Origin of the sequence: Streptomyces sp. AN091965 (assembly GCF_022698285.1) — a bacterium.
In the GTDB taxonomy this organism is placed as follows: Bacteria; Actinomycetota; Actinomycetes; order Streptomycetales; family Streptomycetaceae; genus Streptomyces.
The window spans coordinates 8,879,817-8,898,473 of sequence record NZ_JALDMY010000001.1 but is presented as its reverse complement, the minus strand read 5'-3'; the positions used below and the strand labels follow the sequence as shown (position 1 = coordinate 8,898,473).

General features: G+C 72.3%; 11 protein-coding genes. 8 read left to right on the top strand and 3 right to left on the bottom strand.

All coding sequences use genetic code 11. The annotated features are described in order from the left end of the window. Nucleotides 1-12: 12 nt before the first annotated feature. Nucleotides 13-2,955 (top strand): FAD-binding and (Fe-S)-binding domain-containing protein, encoded by a 2,943-nt coding sequence (locus MQV74_RS36535; RefSeq protein WP_242727640.1) that lies wholly within the window; start codon nt 13-15, stop codon nt 2,953-2,955. Between the two features lie 171 nt (nt 2,956-3,126). After that, a complete protein-coding gene (locus MQV74_RS36530; protein WP_242727638.1) occupies nt 3,127-4,572 on the top strand; it encodes a Gfo/Idh/MocA family protein in 1,446 nt (481 codons plus the stop codon). 37 nt (nt 4,573-4,609) lie between these two features. Here MQV74_RS36530 and MQV74_RS36525 read toward each other — a convergent pair whose 3' ends face one another. Continuing rightward, the gene (locus MQV74_RS36525; RefSeq protein ID WP_242727636.1) at nt 4,610-5,344 is read right to left on the bottom strand and encodes a L,D-transpeptidase family protein; all 735 of its coding nucleotides are present in this window, start codon (nt 5,342-5,344) and stop codon (nt 4,610-4,612) included. A gap of 318 nt (nt 5,345-5,662) precedes the next feature. On the opposite strand from MQV74_RS36525, the gene MQV74_RS36520 reads away from it, so the two are divergent. The 3 genes from MQV74_RS36520 (at nt 5,663) to MQV74_RS36510 (ending at nt 11,950) form a co-directional block, all read left to right on the top strand. Then, a complete protein-coding gene (locus tag MQV74_RS36520; RefSeq protein WP_242727634.1) occupies nt 5,663-7,600 on the top strand; it encodes an ABC transporter transmembrane domain-containing protein in 1,938 nt (645 codons plus the stop codon). Continuing rightward, nucleotides 7,597-9,378 carry an ABC transporter ATP-binding protein gene (locus MQV74_RS36515; protein WP_242727632.1) on the top strand — a complete coding sequence of 594 codons (1,782 nt, stop codon included), beginning with the start codon at nt 7,597-7,599 and terminating at the stop codon, nt 9,376-9,378. The genes MQV74_RS36520 and MQV74_RS36515 overlap by 4 nt, the downstream gene beginning before the upstream one ends. Nucleotides 9,379-10,462: 1,084 nt before the next feature. Continuing rightward, on the top strand, nt 10,463-11,950 hold the full coding sequence (locus MQV74_RS36510) for an MFS transporter (protein WP_242727630.1): 1,488 nt from the start codon (nt 10,463-10,465) through the stop codon (nt 11,948-11,950). Between the two features lie 376 nt (nt 11,951-12,326). Here the strand turns inward: MQV74_RS36510 and MQV74_RS36505 are convergent, their stop codons facing one another. Next, nucleotides 12,327-13,121 carry a metal-dependent hydrolase gene (locus MQV74_RS36505; protein ID WP_172381561.1) on the bottom strand — a complete coding sequence of 265 codons (795 nt, stop codon included), beginning with the start codon at nt 13,119-13,121 and terminating at the stop codon, nt 12,327-12,329. 61 nt (nt 13,122-13,182) lie between these two features. Between MQV74_RS36505 and MQV74_RS36500 the strand changes: the two genes are divergently transcribed. From MQV74_RS36500 to MQV74_RS36490, 3 genes are all read left to right on the top strand, one after another. Next, nucleotides 13,183-15,756, top strand: coding sequence for a DEAD/DEAH box helicase (locus MQV74_RS36500; RefSeq protein WP_242727628.1), 2,574 nt, complete (start codon nt 13,183-13,185; stop codon nt 15,754-15,756). Between the two features lie 37 nt (nt 15,757-15,793). Beyond that, complete coding sequence (locus tag MQV74_RS36495; protein WP_242727627.1) at nt 15,794-16,693, top strand: acyl-CoA thioesterase; 900 nt, start codon at nt 15,794-15,796, stop codon at nt 16,691-16,693. Between the two features lie 103 nt (nt 16,694-16,796). After that, nucleotides 16,797-17,363, top strand: a complete 567-nt coding sequence (locus MQV74_RS36490) for a tetratricopeptide repeat protein (protein ID WP_242727625.1) — start codon at nt 16,797-16,799, stop codon at nt 17,361-17,363. A gap of 67 nt (nt 17,364-17,430) precedes the next feature. On the opposite strand, the gene MQV74_RS36485 is transcribed toward MQV74_RS36490, so the two are convergent. Further along, nucleotides 17,431-18,534: a DUF6397 family protein gene (locus tag MQV74_RS36485; protein WP_242727616.1), complete on the bottom strand. Its 1,104-nt coding sequence runs from the start codon at nt 18,532-18,534 to the stop codon at nt 17,431-17,433. Nucleotides 18,535-18,657 lie beyond the last annotated feature (123 nt).

Sequence of the window (18,657 nt, the reverse complement as noted above, 5' to 3'; positions counted from 1 at the left end):
CGAGGAGAGGCCATGCCCCTGCTGGAGCCCGATCCCGAAGCGCTGCGCCCCGCCCCCGACGGCCGTAGGCCGTCGCCCGACCGGGTCCCGCGCGAGCGGGCGGGCGGCACCCCCGAGCCGCTGCGCGGCGATCTGGTCGCGCTCCTGGGTGCCGACAAGGTCCTCACGCACGTCTCCGACCTCGTCCGGTACGCGTCGGACGCGAGCCCCTACCGCTTCGTGCCGCGCGTCGTGGTCGTCGCCGAGGACATCGACGACGTGTCGACCGTCCTGTCGTACGCCCACGGCAAGGGCCGCGAGGTCGTCTTCCGCGCGGCGGGCACCTCGCTCAACGGACAGGCACAGGGCGAGGACATCCTCGTCGACGTGCGCAGGCACTGGTCCGGCGTCGAGGTGCTCGACGGCGGGGAGCGGGCGCGGATCGGCCCCGGCACGACGGTGGTGCGCGCGAACGCCACGCTCGCGCGCCACGGACGCGTACTCGGCCCGGACCCGGCGAGCGCGATCGCCTGCACCATCGGCGGCGTGGTCGCGAACAACGCCTCCGGCATGACGGCGGGCACCACCCGCAACTCGTACCGCACGGTGGCGTCCCTGACCTTCGTGCTGCCGTCCGGCACGGTCGTCGACACGGCCGATCCGGACGCCGACACGCTGCTCGCGCACGCCGAACCGGCCCTGTGCGCGGGCCTGCTCGACATCAAGCGCGAGATCGAGGCGGACCCCGCACTCACGGCCCGCATCCGGGCCAAGTACGAGATCAAGAACACCAACGGCTACCGCCTGGACGCGTTCCTCGACGGGGCGACGCCCGTCCAGATCCTGCGCGGCCTCATGGTCGGCTCCGAAGGCACCTTCGGGTTCATCTCCGAGGTCGTCTTCGACGCGCTGCCCCTCGACCGGTGCGTGTCGAGCGCGCTGCTGTTCTTCCCCACGCTGCCCGCCGCTGCCGCCGCCGCGCCGCTGTTCAACGACGCCGGGGCCCGTGCCGTGGAGCTGATGGACGGCAACACCCTGCGCGCGTCCGTGCGCGTGCCCGGCGTCCCGGCCGACTGGGCCGGTCTGGCCAAGGACACGGCGGCGCTCCTGGTGGAGTTCCGCGCGCCGGACGAGGCGCGGCAGGAGGCGTACGAGGCGACGGCCGCCGAGGTGACGGCGGGGCTCGAACTCGTCGCCCCGGTCGCGTCCGTGACGAACGCCTTCACGCGGGACCCGGGGGTGATCGCCGGCTACTGGACGGCGCGCAAGGCGTTCGTGACGGCCGTCGGCGGCTCACGGCCCACCGGGACCACGCTGATCACCGAGGACTTCGCGGTGCCGCCCGGCCGGCTCGCGGAGGCCTGCGAGGCGCTGCTCGCCCTCCAGACGCGGCACGGCTTCGACGCGGCCGTCGCCGGGCACGCCGCGCACGGCAATCTGCATTTCCTGCTCGCCTTCGACGCCGCCGAGCCCGCGGACGTGGAGCGGTACGCCGCGTTCATGGACGACTTCTGCCGCCTCACCGTGGAGCGCTTCGACGGCTCCCTGAAGGCCGAGCACGCCACGGGCCGCAACATCGCGCCGTTCCTGGAGCTCGAATGGGGCCCGAAGGCCACGGAGTTGATGTGGCGCACCAAGCAGGTCATCGACCCGGACGGCGTGCTCGCGCCGCGGGTCGTCCTGGACCGCGACCCCAAGGCGCATCTGCGGGGCCTGAAGACGATCCCCAAGGTGGAGGCGATCGCCGACCCGTGCATCGAGTGCGGCTTCTGCGAACCGACCTGCCCGAGCGAGGACCTGACGACCACGCCGCGCCAGCGCATCGTGCTGCGCCGGGAGATGATGCGCCAGGCCCCGGGCTCCGGCGTCGAGGACGGCCTCGTCGCGGCGTACGGCTACGACGCGGTCGACACCTGCGCGGGCGACTCGACGTGCAAGCTGGCCTGCCCCGTCGGCATCGACACCGGCGCCCTGATGAAGTCCTTCCGGCACGCCCGGCACTCGCCCCGCGAGGAGCGCGTCGCGGCACTCACCGCACGCCGGTTCAAGGAGGTCGAGGCCTCCGCCCGGCTGGCGCTCGGCGCCGCCGCGGCGCTCCGCGCGGTGGCCGGGGAGCGGACCGGCGACCGGCTCCTGACCGCCGTGACCCGCGCCGCCCGCAAGGCCGTGCGCCCGGACCTGGTGCCCGAGTGGCTGCCCCAGCTTCCGGGCGCCGCCGCCCGGCGCCTCCCGCGCACCGCGCGCGTGGGCGCCGCCGCCGTGTACTACCCGGCGTGTGTGAACCGCATCTTCGCCGGTCCTGGTGGAGTGCCCCTGGCGCGGGCCGTCGTGGCCGTGTCGGCGCGCGCGGGCAGGCCCGTGTGGATTCCGGACGACGTGGCCGGGACGTGCTGCGCGACGATCTGGCACTCCAAGGGGTACGAGGCGGGGAACCGCGTGATGGCCAACCGCGTCGTCGAGGCCGCCTGGGGCTGGACGGCGGGCGGCGCGCTGCCGCTCGTCGTGGACGCCTCGTCCTGCGCGCTCGGCATCGCGCACGAGGTGGTGCCGTATCTGACGGCCGACAACCGCGCTCTGCACGAGGAGCTGACCGTCGTCGACTCCGTCGTCTGGGCCGCCGAGGAGTTGCTTCCCCGCCTGACGGTCCGCCGGACCGTGGGCTCCGCCGTGCTCCACCCCACCTGCTCCATGCGCCACTTGGGCGACGAGCCGCAGCTGCGGGCCGTCGCCGAGGCCTGCGCGGACGAGGTGGTCGTACCGGACGACGCGGGCTGCTGCGCCTTCGCCGGGGACCGGGGGATGCTGCACCCCGAACTGGGCGAGGCCGCGACCCGCGCGGAGGCCGCGGAGGTCGCGGCCCGGCCCTACGACGCGTACCTCTCGGCCAACCGCATGTGCGAGGTGGGCATGGAACAGGCCACGGGCCGGGAGTACCGCTCGGTGCTGCTCGCCCTGGAGCGGGCCACGCGCCCCTGACCACCGCCCTCCCGATGCGGGAGGGCGAACCTCCCGCGGGAGGGGAGGGCCTCCCGCACCGGGCAAGAGAAAAGTCCAAGCCCTCGGCCACCGCGGTCTCTTGCGTCCCGTGCGCACCGCCATCAGGGTGGGCCCCGCCCAGTGACATGGCACTGTGACGACGGAGGTCCGATGCACGACGAGAACGCGACACCGGTCCCTGACGAATCCACCGACGGTCACTCCCGGCGCGCGGTCCTGCGCACGGCCGGACTCGCCGGGGCCGGGCTCGGCCTCGGCACGTTCGCGGGCGGCACCGCCCAGGCCGACACCCCCGACGCGGCCGGGACGGCCGAAGGCCCGACCGGCGCCGCGCCCGCCCGCAAGGGCAAGACCATGATCGGCGTGCCCTTCGAGGCGCGCTCCACCGTCCGCGTCGGCATGATCGGCCTCGGCAACCGCGGCGGCGGCATGATCGACCTGTTCCTCGCGCAGCCGGGCGTGCGGGTCGTCGCGCTGTGCGACCCGGTCAAGGACAAGACCGCGGCGGCCGCGAAGAAGGTCGTCGCCGCGGGCCAGCCCGCCCCCGCGACGTACACCAACGGGGACAACGACTTCGAGAAGCTCTGCGCGCGCGGCGACATCGACTTCGTGTACGTGGCGACGCCCTGGGACTGGCACTTCGAGATGGCCAAGTCGGCCATGCTGAACGGCAAGCACGTCGGCGTGGAGTGTCCGCTCGCGCTCCGCCTCGACCACCTGTGGGAACTCGTCGACCTGTCGGAACGCACCCGCAGACACTGCATGCAGCTGGAGAACTGCTGTTACGGCAAGAACGAGATGCGCGTGCTGCGCATGGCGCACGCGGGCAAGTTCGGCGATCTGCTGCACGGCGCGGGCGCCTACAACCACGACCTGCGCCAGCTGATGTTCGACCCCACGTACTACGCGACCCCGTGGCGCCGCCTGTGGCACACGAGGCTGCGCGGCGACCTGTACCCCAACCACGGCTTCGGCCCCGTCGCCAACTACATGGACGTCAACCGCGGCGACCGCGCCACACACATCTCCAGCTTCGGCACGCCCGCCCTCGGCCTCGCCGAGTACCGCAAGGCGCACATGCCGCCGGGCGACCCGAGCTGGAAGGAGACGTACATCGAGAGCGACCGGACCATCAGCCTGGTGCAGACGGCCAAGGGCCGGGTCATCCGCCTGGAGCACGACGTCTCGACCCCGCACCCCTACAGCCGCGTCAACAGCCTCGGCGGCACCAAGGGCCTCTTCGAGGACTACCCCGCCCGCATCTACATCGAGCCGGACCACACCGACGACCGGTGGGGCGACTTCTCCACGTACGCGGCGGAGTTCGACCACTGGCTGTGGAAGGAACACTCCAATCCGCCGGGCGGGCACGGCGGCATGGACTACCTCCTGGTGTTCCGCCTGATGCAATGCATGCGGCTCGGGCTCGTCCCCGACTTCGACGTGTACGACGGGGCGACGTGGACCGCGCCGGTGCCGCTGAGCCACGCCTCCATCAAGGCGAAGGGCGCGCCGCAGGAGATCCCCGACTTCACCCGGGGCCTGTGGCGGAAGGCGCGGCCGGGCATGGACTCGGAGAAGCCGAAGGAGACCTGAGCGGGGTCCCTACGTAGGGATGCCCCAGGGGCGGCTCTCAGGACTTGAGGGCCGCCCTGTCCCCCATCACCACCACCGGCCGCAGCTTCGGATCGAGCGTGCGCAGCAGGTACTCCATGCCGGACTTCGACAGGCTCACACAGCCCGAGGTGCCGCTGCCGTGGTCCATGTGCAGCCAGATGCTGCCGCCCTTGGTCTGGCCCTGCGGGCGCGTCGGGTCGTTCGGCGGGGTGCCCTTGACGCGGTTGTAGTCGATCGCGACGACGTAGTCGAAGTCGTGCCAGTGCGTCTTCGGCCAGTAGTGCGGGGCCTGGAGGGCCGCGGTCCGCGTGTACGGGAGCCGCGCCCCGGGGTCGGCGAGGACGCCGCCCGCGTCGCTGAGCGTGAACACGCCGACCGGGCTGCGCTTGTCGCCCTCGCGGTGGTCCGGGGTCCAGCCCTTCTTGCCGTTGTGGGCCGGCCAGCTGCGCGTCTTCTTCCAGACGGCCCCCGCCTTCGTGTAGAGGACGACGGTGGCCTTCGCCGAGTCCTTGCCCTCTCCGTAGACGGCGACGACCTGGCGCGCGCTCTTGGGGATGCGGGACTGGAGCCGGTCGCCGACGTCGGGGATGCGCCTGAGGTCGGCGTCGGTCCGCGCCGCGCCGCGGTCGCCGCCCTGCGCGGAGTGCGCCGCTTCGCCTCCGTCGTCGCCACCCGAGCCGCCGCAGGAGGTCAGGACGACTGAGCAGGCGGCGGCCGCGGCCGCCGTTCGCACCACACCGGCTATACGCATGCGCTCCATGCTCGCACCGGCTTCCCCCGCCCCTCGCCGACGCCCCCGTCCCACCGGCAGGAATGGCCGACTCTTTGCCGGACGCCGGAAAATCGTTTGCTTCGGGCCACCGTGCGACGCGAACCTTGCACGGTTTGTTACCGCGTTCGTCACGCCGTTCGATTCCGCGTCCCTCACGTCGTTCGTCGCCACGTCCGTCACGTCGTTCGTCGCCGTGCCTCACGTCGTTCGTCGCCGTGTTGCTCGCGTCGTTCGTCGGCGTGTCCCTCGCGTCGTCGTCCGGCACCACCACGCGCATCGCACCGAAGCTGGGATCCCATGCACATTCGTGATCTTCCGTACGCCGACCCGGGCGAACCCGACACCCGCTCCGGCCCCCGCTTCCTGCTGTGGCTCGGCCGGAACCAGCTGGGCGGCCAGCTCAAGTCGCTGGGCTGGGGGCTGCTGCACTTCCTCGGCATCGCCGCGCTGCCCTACATGGTGGGCCTCGCCGTGCAGGCGGTGATCGACGGCTCGGGCGGGCGGCTCGCCCTCGCCGGCGGCGTCATCCTGCTCGCGGGGCTCGCCGTCGCGGGCGGCGACACGATGCTCCACCGCACGGCCGTCACCAACTGGATCACCGCTGCGGCCCGGGTGCAGCAATTGCTCGCCCGCAAGACCGCGCGCCTCGGCGCCGCCCTCACCCGGCGGGTGGCCGCCGGTGAGGTCGTCGCGGTGTCCACCGGTGACGTGGAGAAGATCGGCTGGTTCGTGGAGGCCCTGTCGCGCTTCGCCGCGGCGGCCGTGACCGTCCTCGTCGTCTGTGTGGGTCTGGTCGTCTACGAGCCCGCGCTCGGCGTCGTCGTCGCCGTCGGCATCCCGGTGCTCGCGCTCGCCGTGCTGCCGCTGCTGCCCCGGGCGACCCGCCGCGCCGACCTCCAGCGCGAGAAGGCCGGGCGGGCCACCGAGCTGGCGTCGGACACCGTCGCGGGCCTCAGAGTGCTGCGCGGCATCGGCGGCGAGGAGCTGTTCCTCGACCGCTACCGGCACGCCTCGCAGGAGGTGCGGACCGCCGCCGTGCGCAGCGCGCGCATGTGGGCCGTGATCTCCGCCGTCCAGGTCCTGCTTCCCGGCCTCCTGCTGATCGGGCTCGTCTGGCACGGCGTGCACCTGGCCCGCGAGGGCCGCGTCACGGTCGGCGAGCTCGTCACCGTCTACAGCGCGGTGATGCTGCTCAACTACCCCCTGCGGCACTTCGAGGAGATCGCCATGGCGTACTCCTTCTCGCGCCCCTCGGCGAAGCGGGCGGCCCGTGTGCTGTCGCTGGAGCGCACGACCGGGGCCGGGGGTTCGGAAGCCGGGGCCGGGGGTGGGGAGGCCGGGACTGTGGAAGAGGGCCCGTCCGCGGCGTCCGTTGGAGAGCCGGTGGCGCCCACCGGAGACCTCTACGACCCCGCCACGGGCCTGCTCGCCCCGGCCGGGCGGTTCACCGCTGTCGTGTGCGGCGACCCGGACGCGGCCGGTCGGCTCGCCGAACGGCTCGGCGGGCACCCGGCGTTCGACACGGACCTGCCGTCGGTGCGCCTCGGGGGCGTCCCCCTGGACGGGCTGCCGCTCGACACCGCCCGCACCGCGGTCCTCGTGCAGGACAAGGACCCGGTGCTGCTCTCCGGCACGCTGGGGTCGCTGCTCGACGTACCGGCGTCCGGGGCGGTGGATCCGCAGCGGGCGCTCGCCGCCGCGCAGTGCTCCGACGTCCTCGACGCGCTGGTGCAGGGCTCCACGGCCGACGACCCGATGGCCGCGCACCTCACCGAGCGCGGCCGATCCCTGTCCGGCGGCCAACGCCAGCGCCTGGCGCTCGCGCGGTCGCTGGTCACCGACCCCGAGGCGCTGGTCCTCGACGAGCCGACCTCCGCTGTCGACTCCCACACCGAGGCCCGGATCGCGGACGGCCTGCGCGAACTGCGCGCCGGCCGTACGACGGTGGTCCTCACCTCGTCACCGCTGCTCCTCGACCGCGCCGACCGCGTCGTGTTCCTGCGCGACGGCGAGGTGGCCGCCGTGGGCGTGCACCGCGAACTCGTGGTCACGCAGCCGGGGTACCGCGCGGTCGTCACCCGGGAGACCCCGGATGAGACGGCCGAGGACGCGGGCCCCAGCACCGGCTCCGGCCCTGGCCCTGGCCAGGGGCAGGGGCAGGGGCAGGGGCAGGGGCAGGGCTCCGCTCCGCGCAGAGCCCGCGTACACACCATCGACATCGAGGAGACGGCATGATCGGCCTGGCGCCGCCGGAGTACGACCCGGCGGCCCCGACCACGGCGGAGACGCTGCCCGTCGGCGCCCCCGCGACCGTACGGACCTATGTGCGCGAGCTGCTGCGACGGCACCGCAGGGCCTTCGTCCTGCTGGTCGTGGTGAACACGCTCGCCGTGACCGCCTCGATGGTGGGGCCGTATCTGCTCGGCGGTCTCGTCGAGGACGTGTCGGACGGTGCGCGCGAGGTCCATCTGGAGCGCGTCGTGGGCCTGTTCGCGCTCGCGCTCGTCGTACAGGCCGCCTTCGTGCACCAGGTGCGGCTGCGTGGCGCGATGCTCGGCGAGCGCATGCTCGCGGACCTGCGGGAGGACTTCCTCGTCCGGTCGGTCGGCCTTCCGCCGGGCGTCCTGGAGCGGGCGGGCACCGGTGACCTGCTGTCCCGCATCACCACGGACATCGACCGGCTCGCCAACGCGATGCGCGAGGCCGTTCCGCAGCTGGCCATCGGCGTGGTCTGGCTGGTGCTGCTCGTCGGCGGGCTCGCCGTGGTCGCGCCGCCGCTGGCGCCCGCGCTGCTCGTCGCCGTGCCGCTGCTCGTCGTCGGCTGCCGCTGGTACTTCAAGCGGGCGCCGTCCGCGTACCGTTCGGAGGCCGCGGGGTACGCCGCCGTGGCCGCCGCGCTCGCCGAGACCGTCGACGCGGGCCGCACCGTGGAGGCACACCGCCTCGGCGCGCGCCGCGTCGAGCAGTCGGAGCGCCGCATCAAGGAGTGGACCGCCTGGGAGCGCTACACGCTCTATCTGCGGTCGGTCCTCTTCCCCGTCGTCAGCGCTACGCACGTCACCGTCCTCTTCTCGGTCCTGATGATCGGCGGCTGGTTCGTCCTGCAGGGCTGGATCGGCGTGGGCCAGCTGACGACCGGCACGCTGATCGCACAGATGCTCGTCGATCCGATCGGCATCGTCCTGCGCTGGTACGACGAGCTCCAGGTGGCGCAGGTGTCGCTGGCCCGGCTCGTGGGCGTGCGTGACATCGAGCCGGACGCCGGTGACGCGGGCGTGGTGCCCGACGGACGCGACGTCCTCGCCGACGACGTGTACTTCGGCTACCGCAAGGGCGTCGACGTGCTCCGCGAGGTGTCCCTCGCCGTCGAGCCCGGCTCCCGGGTGGCGCTGGTCGGGCCGTCCGGCGCGGGCAAGTCCACGCTCGGCAGGCTGCTCGCCGGAATCTACGGACCGCGTACGGGCCAGGTGACGCTCGGCGGCGCCGAGCTGGCACGGATGCCCGCGGAGGGCGTCCGCGCGCACGTGGCGCTCGTCAACCAGGAGCACCACGTGTTCGTGGGCTCCCTGCGCGACAATCTGCGCCTCGCCAGGGCCGGGGCCGAGGACACCGAGCTGTGGGCCGCCCTCGGCGCCGTCGACGCGCACACCTGGGCGCGGGACCTCGACGAGGGCCTGGACACGGAGGTCGGCTCGGGCGGTCTGAGCCTGACGCCCGCGCAGGCGCAGCAGATCGCCCTGGCCCGGCTCGTCCTCGCCGACCCGCACACGCTGGTGCTCGACGAGGCGACCTCGCTCCTGGACCCGCGCGCGGCCCGGCATCTGGAACGCTCGCTCTCACGGGTCCTGGAGGGCCGCACGGTGGTCGCCATCGCGCACCGCCTGCACACCGCGCACGACGCCGACGTCATCGCCGTGGTGGAGAGCGGCCGCATCAGCGAACTCGGCAGCCACGACGAGCTGGTGCGCGCCCAGGGAGCGTACGCGGCGCTGTGGAAGTCCTGGCACGGGTGACGGGACCGTGACGGCAGAGGTCCGCCCGCTCCTCCCGGGGGAGGTAGAGGAGCGGGCGGACCGGTCTGAGGCCGTCGGGCCCACGTCCACGGACCGCCGTACGAGGCCGTGGGCCGACGGCCTCGACGAGTTCGTGCGCGTTCAGTTCGCGTGCGTTCAGTTCCTGCGTGTTCAACGACGTCACATCCGCCCGAGCCGGTGGTGAGAAGTACGGGAATTGCAGGTGCCGAGGATCGGCCCGGGGGCCGGTCACGCATTCATCGCACTCGTGCGCCATAGCACTGCCACACCACCTGGAACATTCCGCAAGGTTGTTATCGGAACCCTTCAACAGACGTGTGGGAAACACCCGACAACCGCCCTTCTTATGCGGCAAGAAAGTACTAACAGGAGGTCGAACAGCAGCCAACACCCCGGGGCTGATTCAGGCCGCCGGTTCGAGAAAGCGGACCTTTCCGGCTTGTCACGGCAACGTCCCAGGCCCGACCGGGTCCAGGCGCCACGAAACGGCAGTCCCCCACGGTCGGCGAATGCCCCGTCGCGACACTCCACAGCGGGGCACCACAGGGCATGGACGGCCCCCTGGGCATGTGCCCGCGATCTCACCTTTGATGGCCGAATCATGGCCCGCACCGCACGGCGAACGTCGATTTGCGCCGATTCCGCGGGCGTGTGACCGCACGGGCGAAGGGGTTGGCAAGTGAATCCGTGTCAGTTACGGTGATGCTGCTTCAGTCGTTCGTCGAGCGACTCCCGAGGGCGGCGCCCCTGTATTCGGTGTCCATGCCCCTTTCACCGACCCTCAGGTTCTCCAGGTCTCAGTTTTTCTGGATTCGCCTTTTCCGTCGGCCCTTCAGATCTCCGGGTCCCCGTTCTCCGTTCACCGGTTCTCCCGTTCACCGGTTCCCTGATCTCCAGGTCCCGGATCTCCAGCAGTGACGCCCCGCCCCCGAGGGCGCCTTCCGACTGCACCAGCTCCCCTCCCCCAACCAGCACGTCCACCGCCGTGCGCCCTTACGGCGGTGTCCACGGTGAGCAGCGCCCTCAAGCCGCCCGCTCACCCCGTCACGGAGGAGACAGGAGCATGCGGAAACACACCCGCACGGAGGTCAGGGCAGCGCCGCCGGGTGGCGGGAGCGCGACAGCGTCGGTCAGCGAGCGCAGAGGCGCCCTCCTCGCCCTGTCCCTGGGCGTCTTCTGCATCCAGCTCGACGCGTTCGGCCTCAGCCTCGCCCTGGCGCGGATCGGCCGCGACCTGGACGCGGGCGGGTCCGGACCGCAGTGGGTGATCAGCTCGTATCTGCTGTCCACCGGCACCCTGATGCTCGGCGCCGGACGCCTCGGCGACCTCTTCGGACGTCGGCGGCTCCTCGTCACCGGGCTCGTCCTCTTCGGCGCGGCATCCCTGGTGTGCGCGCTCGCCGCTACGCTGCCCCTCCTCATCGGCGCCCGGGTGGCCCAGGGCGCGGGCGCGGCAATGATCATGCCGGTGGGCCTGTCACTCCTGACCAACGTCTACCCCGGCGACCTGCGCGGCCGCGCCACCGGCTGGGCCCTCGGCATCGGCGGCATCGCCACCGCCTGCGGACCGTTCATCGGCGGCGCCCTCACCGACGCGGTGTCCTGGCGGGCCGTCTTCTGGCTCAACGTCCCGCTCGCCGCCCTCGGCGCGGTCTGCGCGTCGCGCACCGCCGAGAGCTACGACGTCGGCGCGTCCCGCACCGTCGACTGGCGAGGCCTGCTCACCGCGACGGCCGCGCTCGCGACGCTCGGCATCCTCATCGACCGCGGCCCGACCCTGCCCCGCCCAGCACTCCTCGGCGGGGCCCTGGCCGTGACAGGCCTGCTGGTCCTGTTCGTACGGTACGAACGCGCCACCCCTCGCCCACTGGTACAGCTCACGCTCTTCCGCAACGGCCCGTACGTAGCGCTCACGCTCACCGGGGCCGCCGCCAACACCGCGACCGTGATGTTCCTGCTCGTCGTCCCCCTCACGCTCCAAGGGCAGTGGGCACTCCCCGTCGCCTCCGCGGGCCTGGCCTTCCTCGCCCCGGCCCTCGCCATGGCGGTCGCGGGCCCCCTCGCCGGACGCGTACCGACGCGCGCCGCCGTGCCGCTCATGCTGGGCTGCCTGGGCGCGGGGGCGTTCGGCCTCGGCTCGCTGCCCTCGGCCTCCTCGCTGACGGCGTACCTCGCCATCGCCACCGGGTGCGGCGCGGCCCTCGGCATCGCCAACGCGCTGACCCTCATCGCCACGCAGGCCGTCATCACCCCCGAGCGGGCCGGCGAGGCCTCCGGCGTCACCAAAACCGCCCTCACCCTCGCGGCGGGCCTCGGCGTGGGCCTCACCGGAGCCGTCACCGGAGCCATCACCGGCGAGGTCGGCGGGGTGGGCCCCGGGGCGACCCACGACGCGGTGCTGCGGGGCACTGGGGTGGGGTGTGGTGGGGTGTGTCTGCTTCTTGGGGTGTGGTGGGGGCTTGAGGTGTGGAGGGCCGGAGCGGGTGGCGGGGCTGGGCCTGGGGCTCGATCGGGCGCTGGGGCCGGGCCTGGCGCTGGGGGCTCGACCTGAGGCCGGGCCTGGGCCTGGGCCTGGGCCTGGCTGAGTCTGCGGCGCGGGTCGGGTCTGAGGCTGGGCCTGGATCTGGACCCTGGGCCCGGCCCGGCGCTCGGCCTGAAGCTGGCGCTCGGCCTGAGCCTGGCGCTCGACCTGAGCCTGGCGCTCGACCTGAGCCTGGCGCTCGGCCTGAGCCTCAGGCCGGATCTGGGCCGTGACCTCACGGTCGGGCCCTGCCCCGGTGCGCCGGGCGGCCCGGCCAGGGCGGCGGCAACGGCGTGGCCCCACAGGCCCTCGCCCTCCTCGCGCCCTCGCCCCAGGCAGGCACCGCCGAGGACATCGGGCCGGGCCCGGGCACCATCCGCCGGGGCGTCGCGTCGCCGCCCCGGCCTCAGATGAAGTTCAGCGCGACCGCGCCACCCGCTCCCCCGAGCAGCATGAACACCGGCATCAGCACCTTCAGCTCGATCCAGCTCCCCGCGCGGAACCGCAGCGCTCGCGGCGGACCGATCGGGTACCAGCGCTTCCGGCCGATCGGGATGGGCCACAGGATCGGACAGCCGGACACCGTCAGCGCGTCCCCGATGTCGTGCACCAGCGCGCCGAGCACGATCGGAAGGCCCAGCCACAGATACTCCTGGCCGTCTCCGGTGAACAACCAATCCGCACCATTGCCCGGTTTGTCCAGAACTCCGGCCAGGATCCAGGCGCTGGTCGCGGCGAGCAGCCACACCAGTACATCGCTGCTCGAACCGCGCGCCGCCCGCCACAACAGCCCTTCGATGGCGAGCACCATGTGCACGAAGAGCAGGGCGAGCACCGCCCACCGGCCGCCGGTCACCGCGAGCACGGACGAGCCCGCTCCGATCAGGACGGCCCACACCCAGGTGTGGGTGAGCGTGCGGTGCCCGCCGGAGCGGCGCGGGTCGCCCTGCTTGCGCGTGGCGCGGTACACGGAGTAGGAAAGCTTGTCGACGATCTCGCACAGGCCGCGGGACACCGGGCCGAAGGCGCGCGAGATGGTCGCCGACTTGTGGTCGAGGTCCGGGGCGAGCGCAGCCCCGGCACAGATCAGGGCACCGACCAGGAGGACCGGCCAGGGCATCGAGTGCCCGGCGGCCGTGGCGGCCGCGCCGACCCCCAGCCAGGCCGCCGCCCCTGACAGTGAGTGTGCCGGTCCCATCATCGGTGCTGCCCGCCCCATTTCTGTTGTCGCGATGCCCCGTTGGCGACCCAGCGTAGCGTTCATGATCTTGGAGCCGTCGTCCGGTTCCCTGATCCGGGCAGCGGGAAGGCAAGATGGGGGTGTGACCCTTATCGATCAGCTGCCGCAGGACGCCGACCCCGATGCCCTCTACGAAGCCTTTGAAGGCTGGGCCCAGGAGCGCGGCATCACCCTCTATCCCCACCAGGAGGAGGCTCTGATCGAGGTCGTGTCCGGCGCGAACGTGATCGTGTCGACACCCACCGGCTCCGGCAAGAGCATGATCGCAGCCGGGGCCCACTTCGCGGCGCTCGCCCGTGACGAGGTCACCTTCTACACCGCCCCGATCAAGGCTCTGGTGTCCGAGAAGTTCTTCGAGCTGTGCAAGCTCTTCGGCACGGAGAACGTCGGCATGCTCACCGGCGACGCCTCCGTGAACGCCGACGCCCCCGTCATCTGCTGCACCGCCGAGGTCCTCGCCTCCATCGCGCTGCGTGACGGCAAGGACGCCGATATCGGCCAGGTCGTCATGGACGAGTTCCACTTCTACGCCGAGGCCGACCGGGGCTGGGCCTGGCAGATTCCGCTCCTCGAGCTGCCGCAGGCACAGTTCATCCTGATGTCCGCGACGCTCGGTGACGTCTCGATGTTCGAGAAGGACCTCACCCGTCGCACCGGGCGCCCCACGTCGGTCGTCCGCTCCGCGACGCGCCCGGTGCCGCTCTCGTACGAGTACCGCCTCACGCCCATCACCGAGACGCTCACCGAGCTCCTCGACACCAAGCAGGCCCCGGTCTACATCGTGCACTTCACGCAGGCCCAGGCCGTGGAGCGGGCGCAGTCGCTGATGAGCATCAACATGTGCACGCGCGCCGAGAAGGACCAGATCGCCGAGCTGATCGGCAACTTCCGCTTCACCACGAAGTTCGGCCGCAACCTCTCGCGCTACGTGCGCCACGGCATCGGCGTCCACCACGCCGGGATGCTGCCCAAGTACCGGCGCCTCGTCGAGAAGCTCGCCCAGGCGGGCCTCCTGAAGGTCATCTGCGGCACCGACACCCTCGGCGTCGGGGTGAACGTGCCCATTCGCACCGTGCTGTTCACCGCGCTCACCAAGTACGACGGCAATCGCGTGCGCACCCTGCGCGCCCGCGAGTTCCACCAGATCGCGGGCCGCGCCGGGCGCGCGGGCTTCGACACGGCGGGCTTCGTGGTGGCGCAGGCGCCCGAGCACGTCATCGAGAACGAGAAGGCGCTCGCGAAGGCGGGCGACGACGCGAAGAAGCGCCGCAAGGTGGTGCGCAAGAAGGCGCCCGAGGGCTTCGTGGGCTGGACGGAGGGCACCTTCGAGAAGCTCATCGCCGCCGAGCCTGAGCCGCTCACCTCCCGCTTCCGCGTCACCCACACCATGCTCCTCGCGGTGATCGCCCGGCCGGGCAACGCCTTCGAGGCGATGCGCCACCTCCTGGAGGACAACCACGAGCCGCGCAAGCAGCAGCTGCGCCACATCCGCCGCGCCATCGCCATCTACCGCTCGCTGCTCGACGGCGGTGTCGTGGAGAAGCTCGACGAGCCGGACGCCACCGGCCGCATCGTGCGCCTGACCGTGGACCTCCAGCAGGACTTCGCACTCAACCAGCCGCTGTCCACCTTCGCCCTGGCCGCCTTCGAACTCCTCGACCCCGAGTCGCCCTCGTACGCCCTCGACATGGTCTCCGTCGTGGAGTCCACGCTCGACGACCCGCGCCAGATCCTCGCCGCCCAGCAGAACAAGGCGCGCGGTGAGGCCGTGGCGCTGATGAAGGCCGACGGCGTCGAGTACGAGGAGCGCATGGAGCGGCTGCAGGACATCACCTACCCGAAGCCGCTGGAGGAGCTCCTCTTCCACGCCTACAACACCTACCGCACCAGCCACCCGTGGGTCGGCGACCACCCCCTGTCCCCGAAGTCCGTGATCCGGGACATGTACGAGCGGGCGCTGTCCTTCACCGAGTTCACCTCCTTCTACGAGCTCGCCCGCACCGAGGGCATCGTGCTGCGCTACCTGGCGAACGCGTACAAGGCCCTGGAGCACACCATCCCGGACGACCTGAAGTCCGAGGACCTCGAGGATCTGATCGCCTGGCTCGGCGAGATGGTCCGTCAGGTGGACTCCAGCCTCCTGGACGAGTGGGAGCAGCTGGCGAACCCGGAGGTCATGACGGCCGAGGAGGCGCAGGAGAAGGCCGACGAGGTCAAGCCGGTGACGGCCAACGCCCGCGCCTTCCGCGTGCTCGTGCGCAACGCGCTCTTCCGCCGTGTCGAGCTCGCCGCCCTCGACCAGGTGGACGAGCTGGGCGAGATGGACGCCGAGTCCGGCTGGGGCGCGGACGCGTGGGGCGAGGCCATGGACAAGTACTGGGACGAGTACGAGGACCTGGGCACCGGGCCGGACGCGCGCGGCCCCAAGCTGTTGCGCATCGAGGAGGATCCCGAGCACGGTCTGTGGCGCGTCCGCCAGACGTTCGCCGACCCGAACGGCGACCATGACTGGGGCATCGGCGCGGAGGTCGATCTCGCGGCCTCCGACGCGGAGGGCCGCGCCGTCGTCCGAGTCACGGACGTCGGCCAGCTCTGAGCTCCCCACGTTCCCGGACAGGAGTCGAGGACTTCCCATGAACAACCCCGCGGACCGACTGGTCGACCTGCTGGACCTCGAACAGATCGAGGTGAACATCTTCCGCGGCCGCAGTCCCCAGGAGTCCTTGCAGCGCGTCTTCGGCGGGCAGGTCGCCGGGCAGGCGCTCGTCGCAGCCGGGCGCACCACGGAGGGCGACAGACCCGTGCACTCGCTGCACGCGTACTTCCTGCGCCCGGGCCGCCCGGGCGTGCCCATCGTGTACCAGGTCGAGCGGGTCCGTGACGGGCGCTCCTTCACCACGCGCCGCGTCACGGCCGTCCAGCAGGGCCGCACCATCTTCAATCTGACCGCCTCCTTCCACAAGCCCGAACCGGGCTCCTTCGAACACCAGCTGCCGCCGCGCATCGACGCCCCCGACCCGGAGTCGCTGCCGACGGTCGCCGAAGAGATCAAGGAACATCTGGGCGCGCTCCCCGAGCAGCTGGAGCGCATGGCCCGGCGCCAGCCCTTCGACATCCGCTATGTGGACCGGCTGCGCTGGACCGCGGAGGAGGTCCAGGACGCCGAGCCGCGCAGCGCGGTGTGGATGCGTGCCGTCGGTCCACTGGGCGACGACCCGCTCGTACACACCTGCGCGCTCACCTACGCGAGCGACATGACGCTCCTGGACGCCGTCCGCATCCCGGTGGAGCCGCTGTGGGGTCCGCGCGGCTTCGACATGGCCTCGCTGGACCACGCCATGTGGTTCCACCGTCCGTTCCGGGCCGACGAGTGGTTCCTGTACGACCAGGAGTCGCCGATCGCGACGGGGGGCCGCGGTCTGGCGCGCGGGCGGATCTACGATCGTGAGGGACGGCTGCTCGTGTCGGTCGTCCAGGAGGGTCTGTTCCGCCCGCACTCGCCCCGCCATCTGGGCGATCAGTCGGACGGCTGAGTCCCACGGCGGGGTCTGCCGCCGAGGGGTGACGGGGTCGGTTCGGGTGACGGGACACGGGCGCCTCCTGACGCAGGGACGGCTACGGGGACGGGAGCACGGGATGAACGACACCGACGGCACGGCGTGGACCGACAGCGCGGGCACTCGGGAGAGCGACGCGGACGCCCGGGCGGGCAGCGGCCGGGACGAGATACTCGCCCAGGCCGTGCGGCTACGGGAGAGCGGCCGCCGTGAGGAGGCCCGCGCCCTCCTGCTCCCCCTGAGCGAAAGTCACCCCGATGACGCCGAGGTCGCGTACCAAACGGCCTGGGTGCACGACACGCTCGGCCTGGAAGCCGAGGCCCTGCCGCACTATCTGCGCGCGATCCAGCGCCCGGGCCTCTCCGACGAGGACCGCCGCGGGGCGCTCCTCGGTCTCGGCAGTACCTACCGCGTCCTCGGCAAGTACCCGGAGGCCGTCACCGCTCTTCGGGACGCGGTGGCGGAGTACCCCGACGACGGAGCGCTGCGGACCTTCCTCGCCATGGCGCTGTACAACACGGGCCAGCACCATGACGCCATGGAGCTCCTGCTGAACCTGGTCGCCACCACGAGCCGGGATCCGGAGATCGCGGGTTACCGTCCGGCCATCGAGCACTACGCCAAGGACCTCGACGCGACCCTCTAGCTCGACAGGGTGCTGCTCCTGTGCCGCGAGGTGTCTCGAGCCCTCCGTCGTGCCTTCCGTCGTGCCGTCAGTCCTCCGGCCGCCCGCGCCTGCGGCGCAGCCACCTCAGCAGCCCGCGCGGCTCTCCCCTCCGGCCCGTGTCCCTCTCCCGGGGCGCGGCCGCCGGAGCGGTGACCGCCGAGGAGACGGCCTCCGGAGGCCGGCCGGCTCCGCAGTCGTCGCCCGTGACAGGGGCCTGCGAATGCTCCGGTGCGCTGTGCGGGCGCGCCGTGGCTCTGATGGGCGGACGGCCCGGCCGTGGCGCGGGTCGGTGCCGCCGCGCTTCCGCCAGGCCGAGGCTCAGATTGGCCCGCAGCCAGCTGATCTCGTCCGGGTCGTCGGCTGTGGTGATGCGCTCCACGATGTGGGTCGTCGGGGACTCGGGGCCTGCTTGGGTGAGCGGCTGAGGCCTGAGGCGATGCAGATACGCCCGCTCGTACGGATCCCTGACGAGCTGCGCGAGGCCCATCGGATCCAGGAAGGAAGCCGTCACGGCGACGCGCTCCCACGGGTCCTCCGCCTGCCGCAGGAGAAAACCCATCTGCCGACGGCGCCAGTTGCGGGCCCTCAGGTCCGCGCCGCTCGCCAGCTGAGCCCGCATCGTGTCCGGCGCCCGGCCGGTGAGCAGCGGTGCATTGGCCTCGCACGCCGCGAACTCGCGCAGCTCCTCCGCCAGATAGAGCCAGACGACAGCTCGGTAGCGGTTCAAGTAGAACTTCACCGGCGTCAGCACCCCCGTGCGGGCGAGCCGGGTGAAGCGAGCCTGGGTGATGTCCAGCAGGGCCGCGCCCTCGGCGGTACCCACGGTTTTGACACCGTCGCGCAGGGACTCCGGGAAGCCGGGTGTCTCGCGGACGCGGTCGATCTCCTCGCGGCTGACCCGGCGGCGCATCCCCGCCGGATCGGGGACGGTACGGACCCGGCCCAGCATCACGGCGAGCTCGAACTCTCCCCGCTTGAGGCCCAGTTCCCGCGCGGCACTGCTGCGTGCCAGCGGCCCGGGTCGGCCGGCACGGGCCGTCGACGGCGCGGCCACTTCCGTCGGTGGCACGGCCCCTTCGGTCGGCGGCGCGGCTGCTTTCCTGGGCGTGGCGGACGCGAAGTGCGAAATGGTCTGCGTGTCGCCGGTCATGGCGGTTCTCCCCCGTGCTTGGTCACTGCTTCTGGGAAAAACCGTAGCCCGCGAGGCCCACTTCCCGCTCGGCCTGTGGATAACTCTGCCCCCGCCCGCGTTCACGCAGGTCAGGGGCGGGTC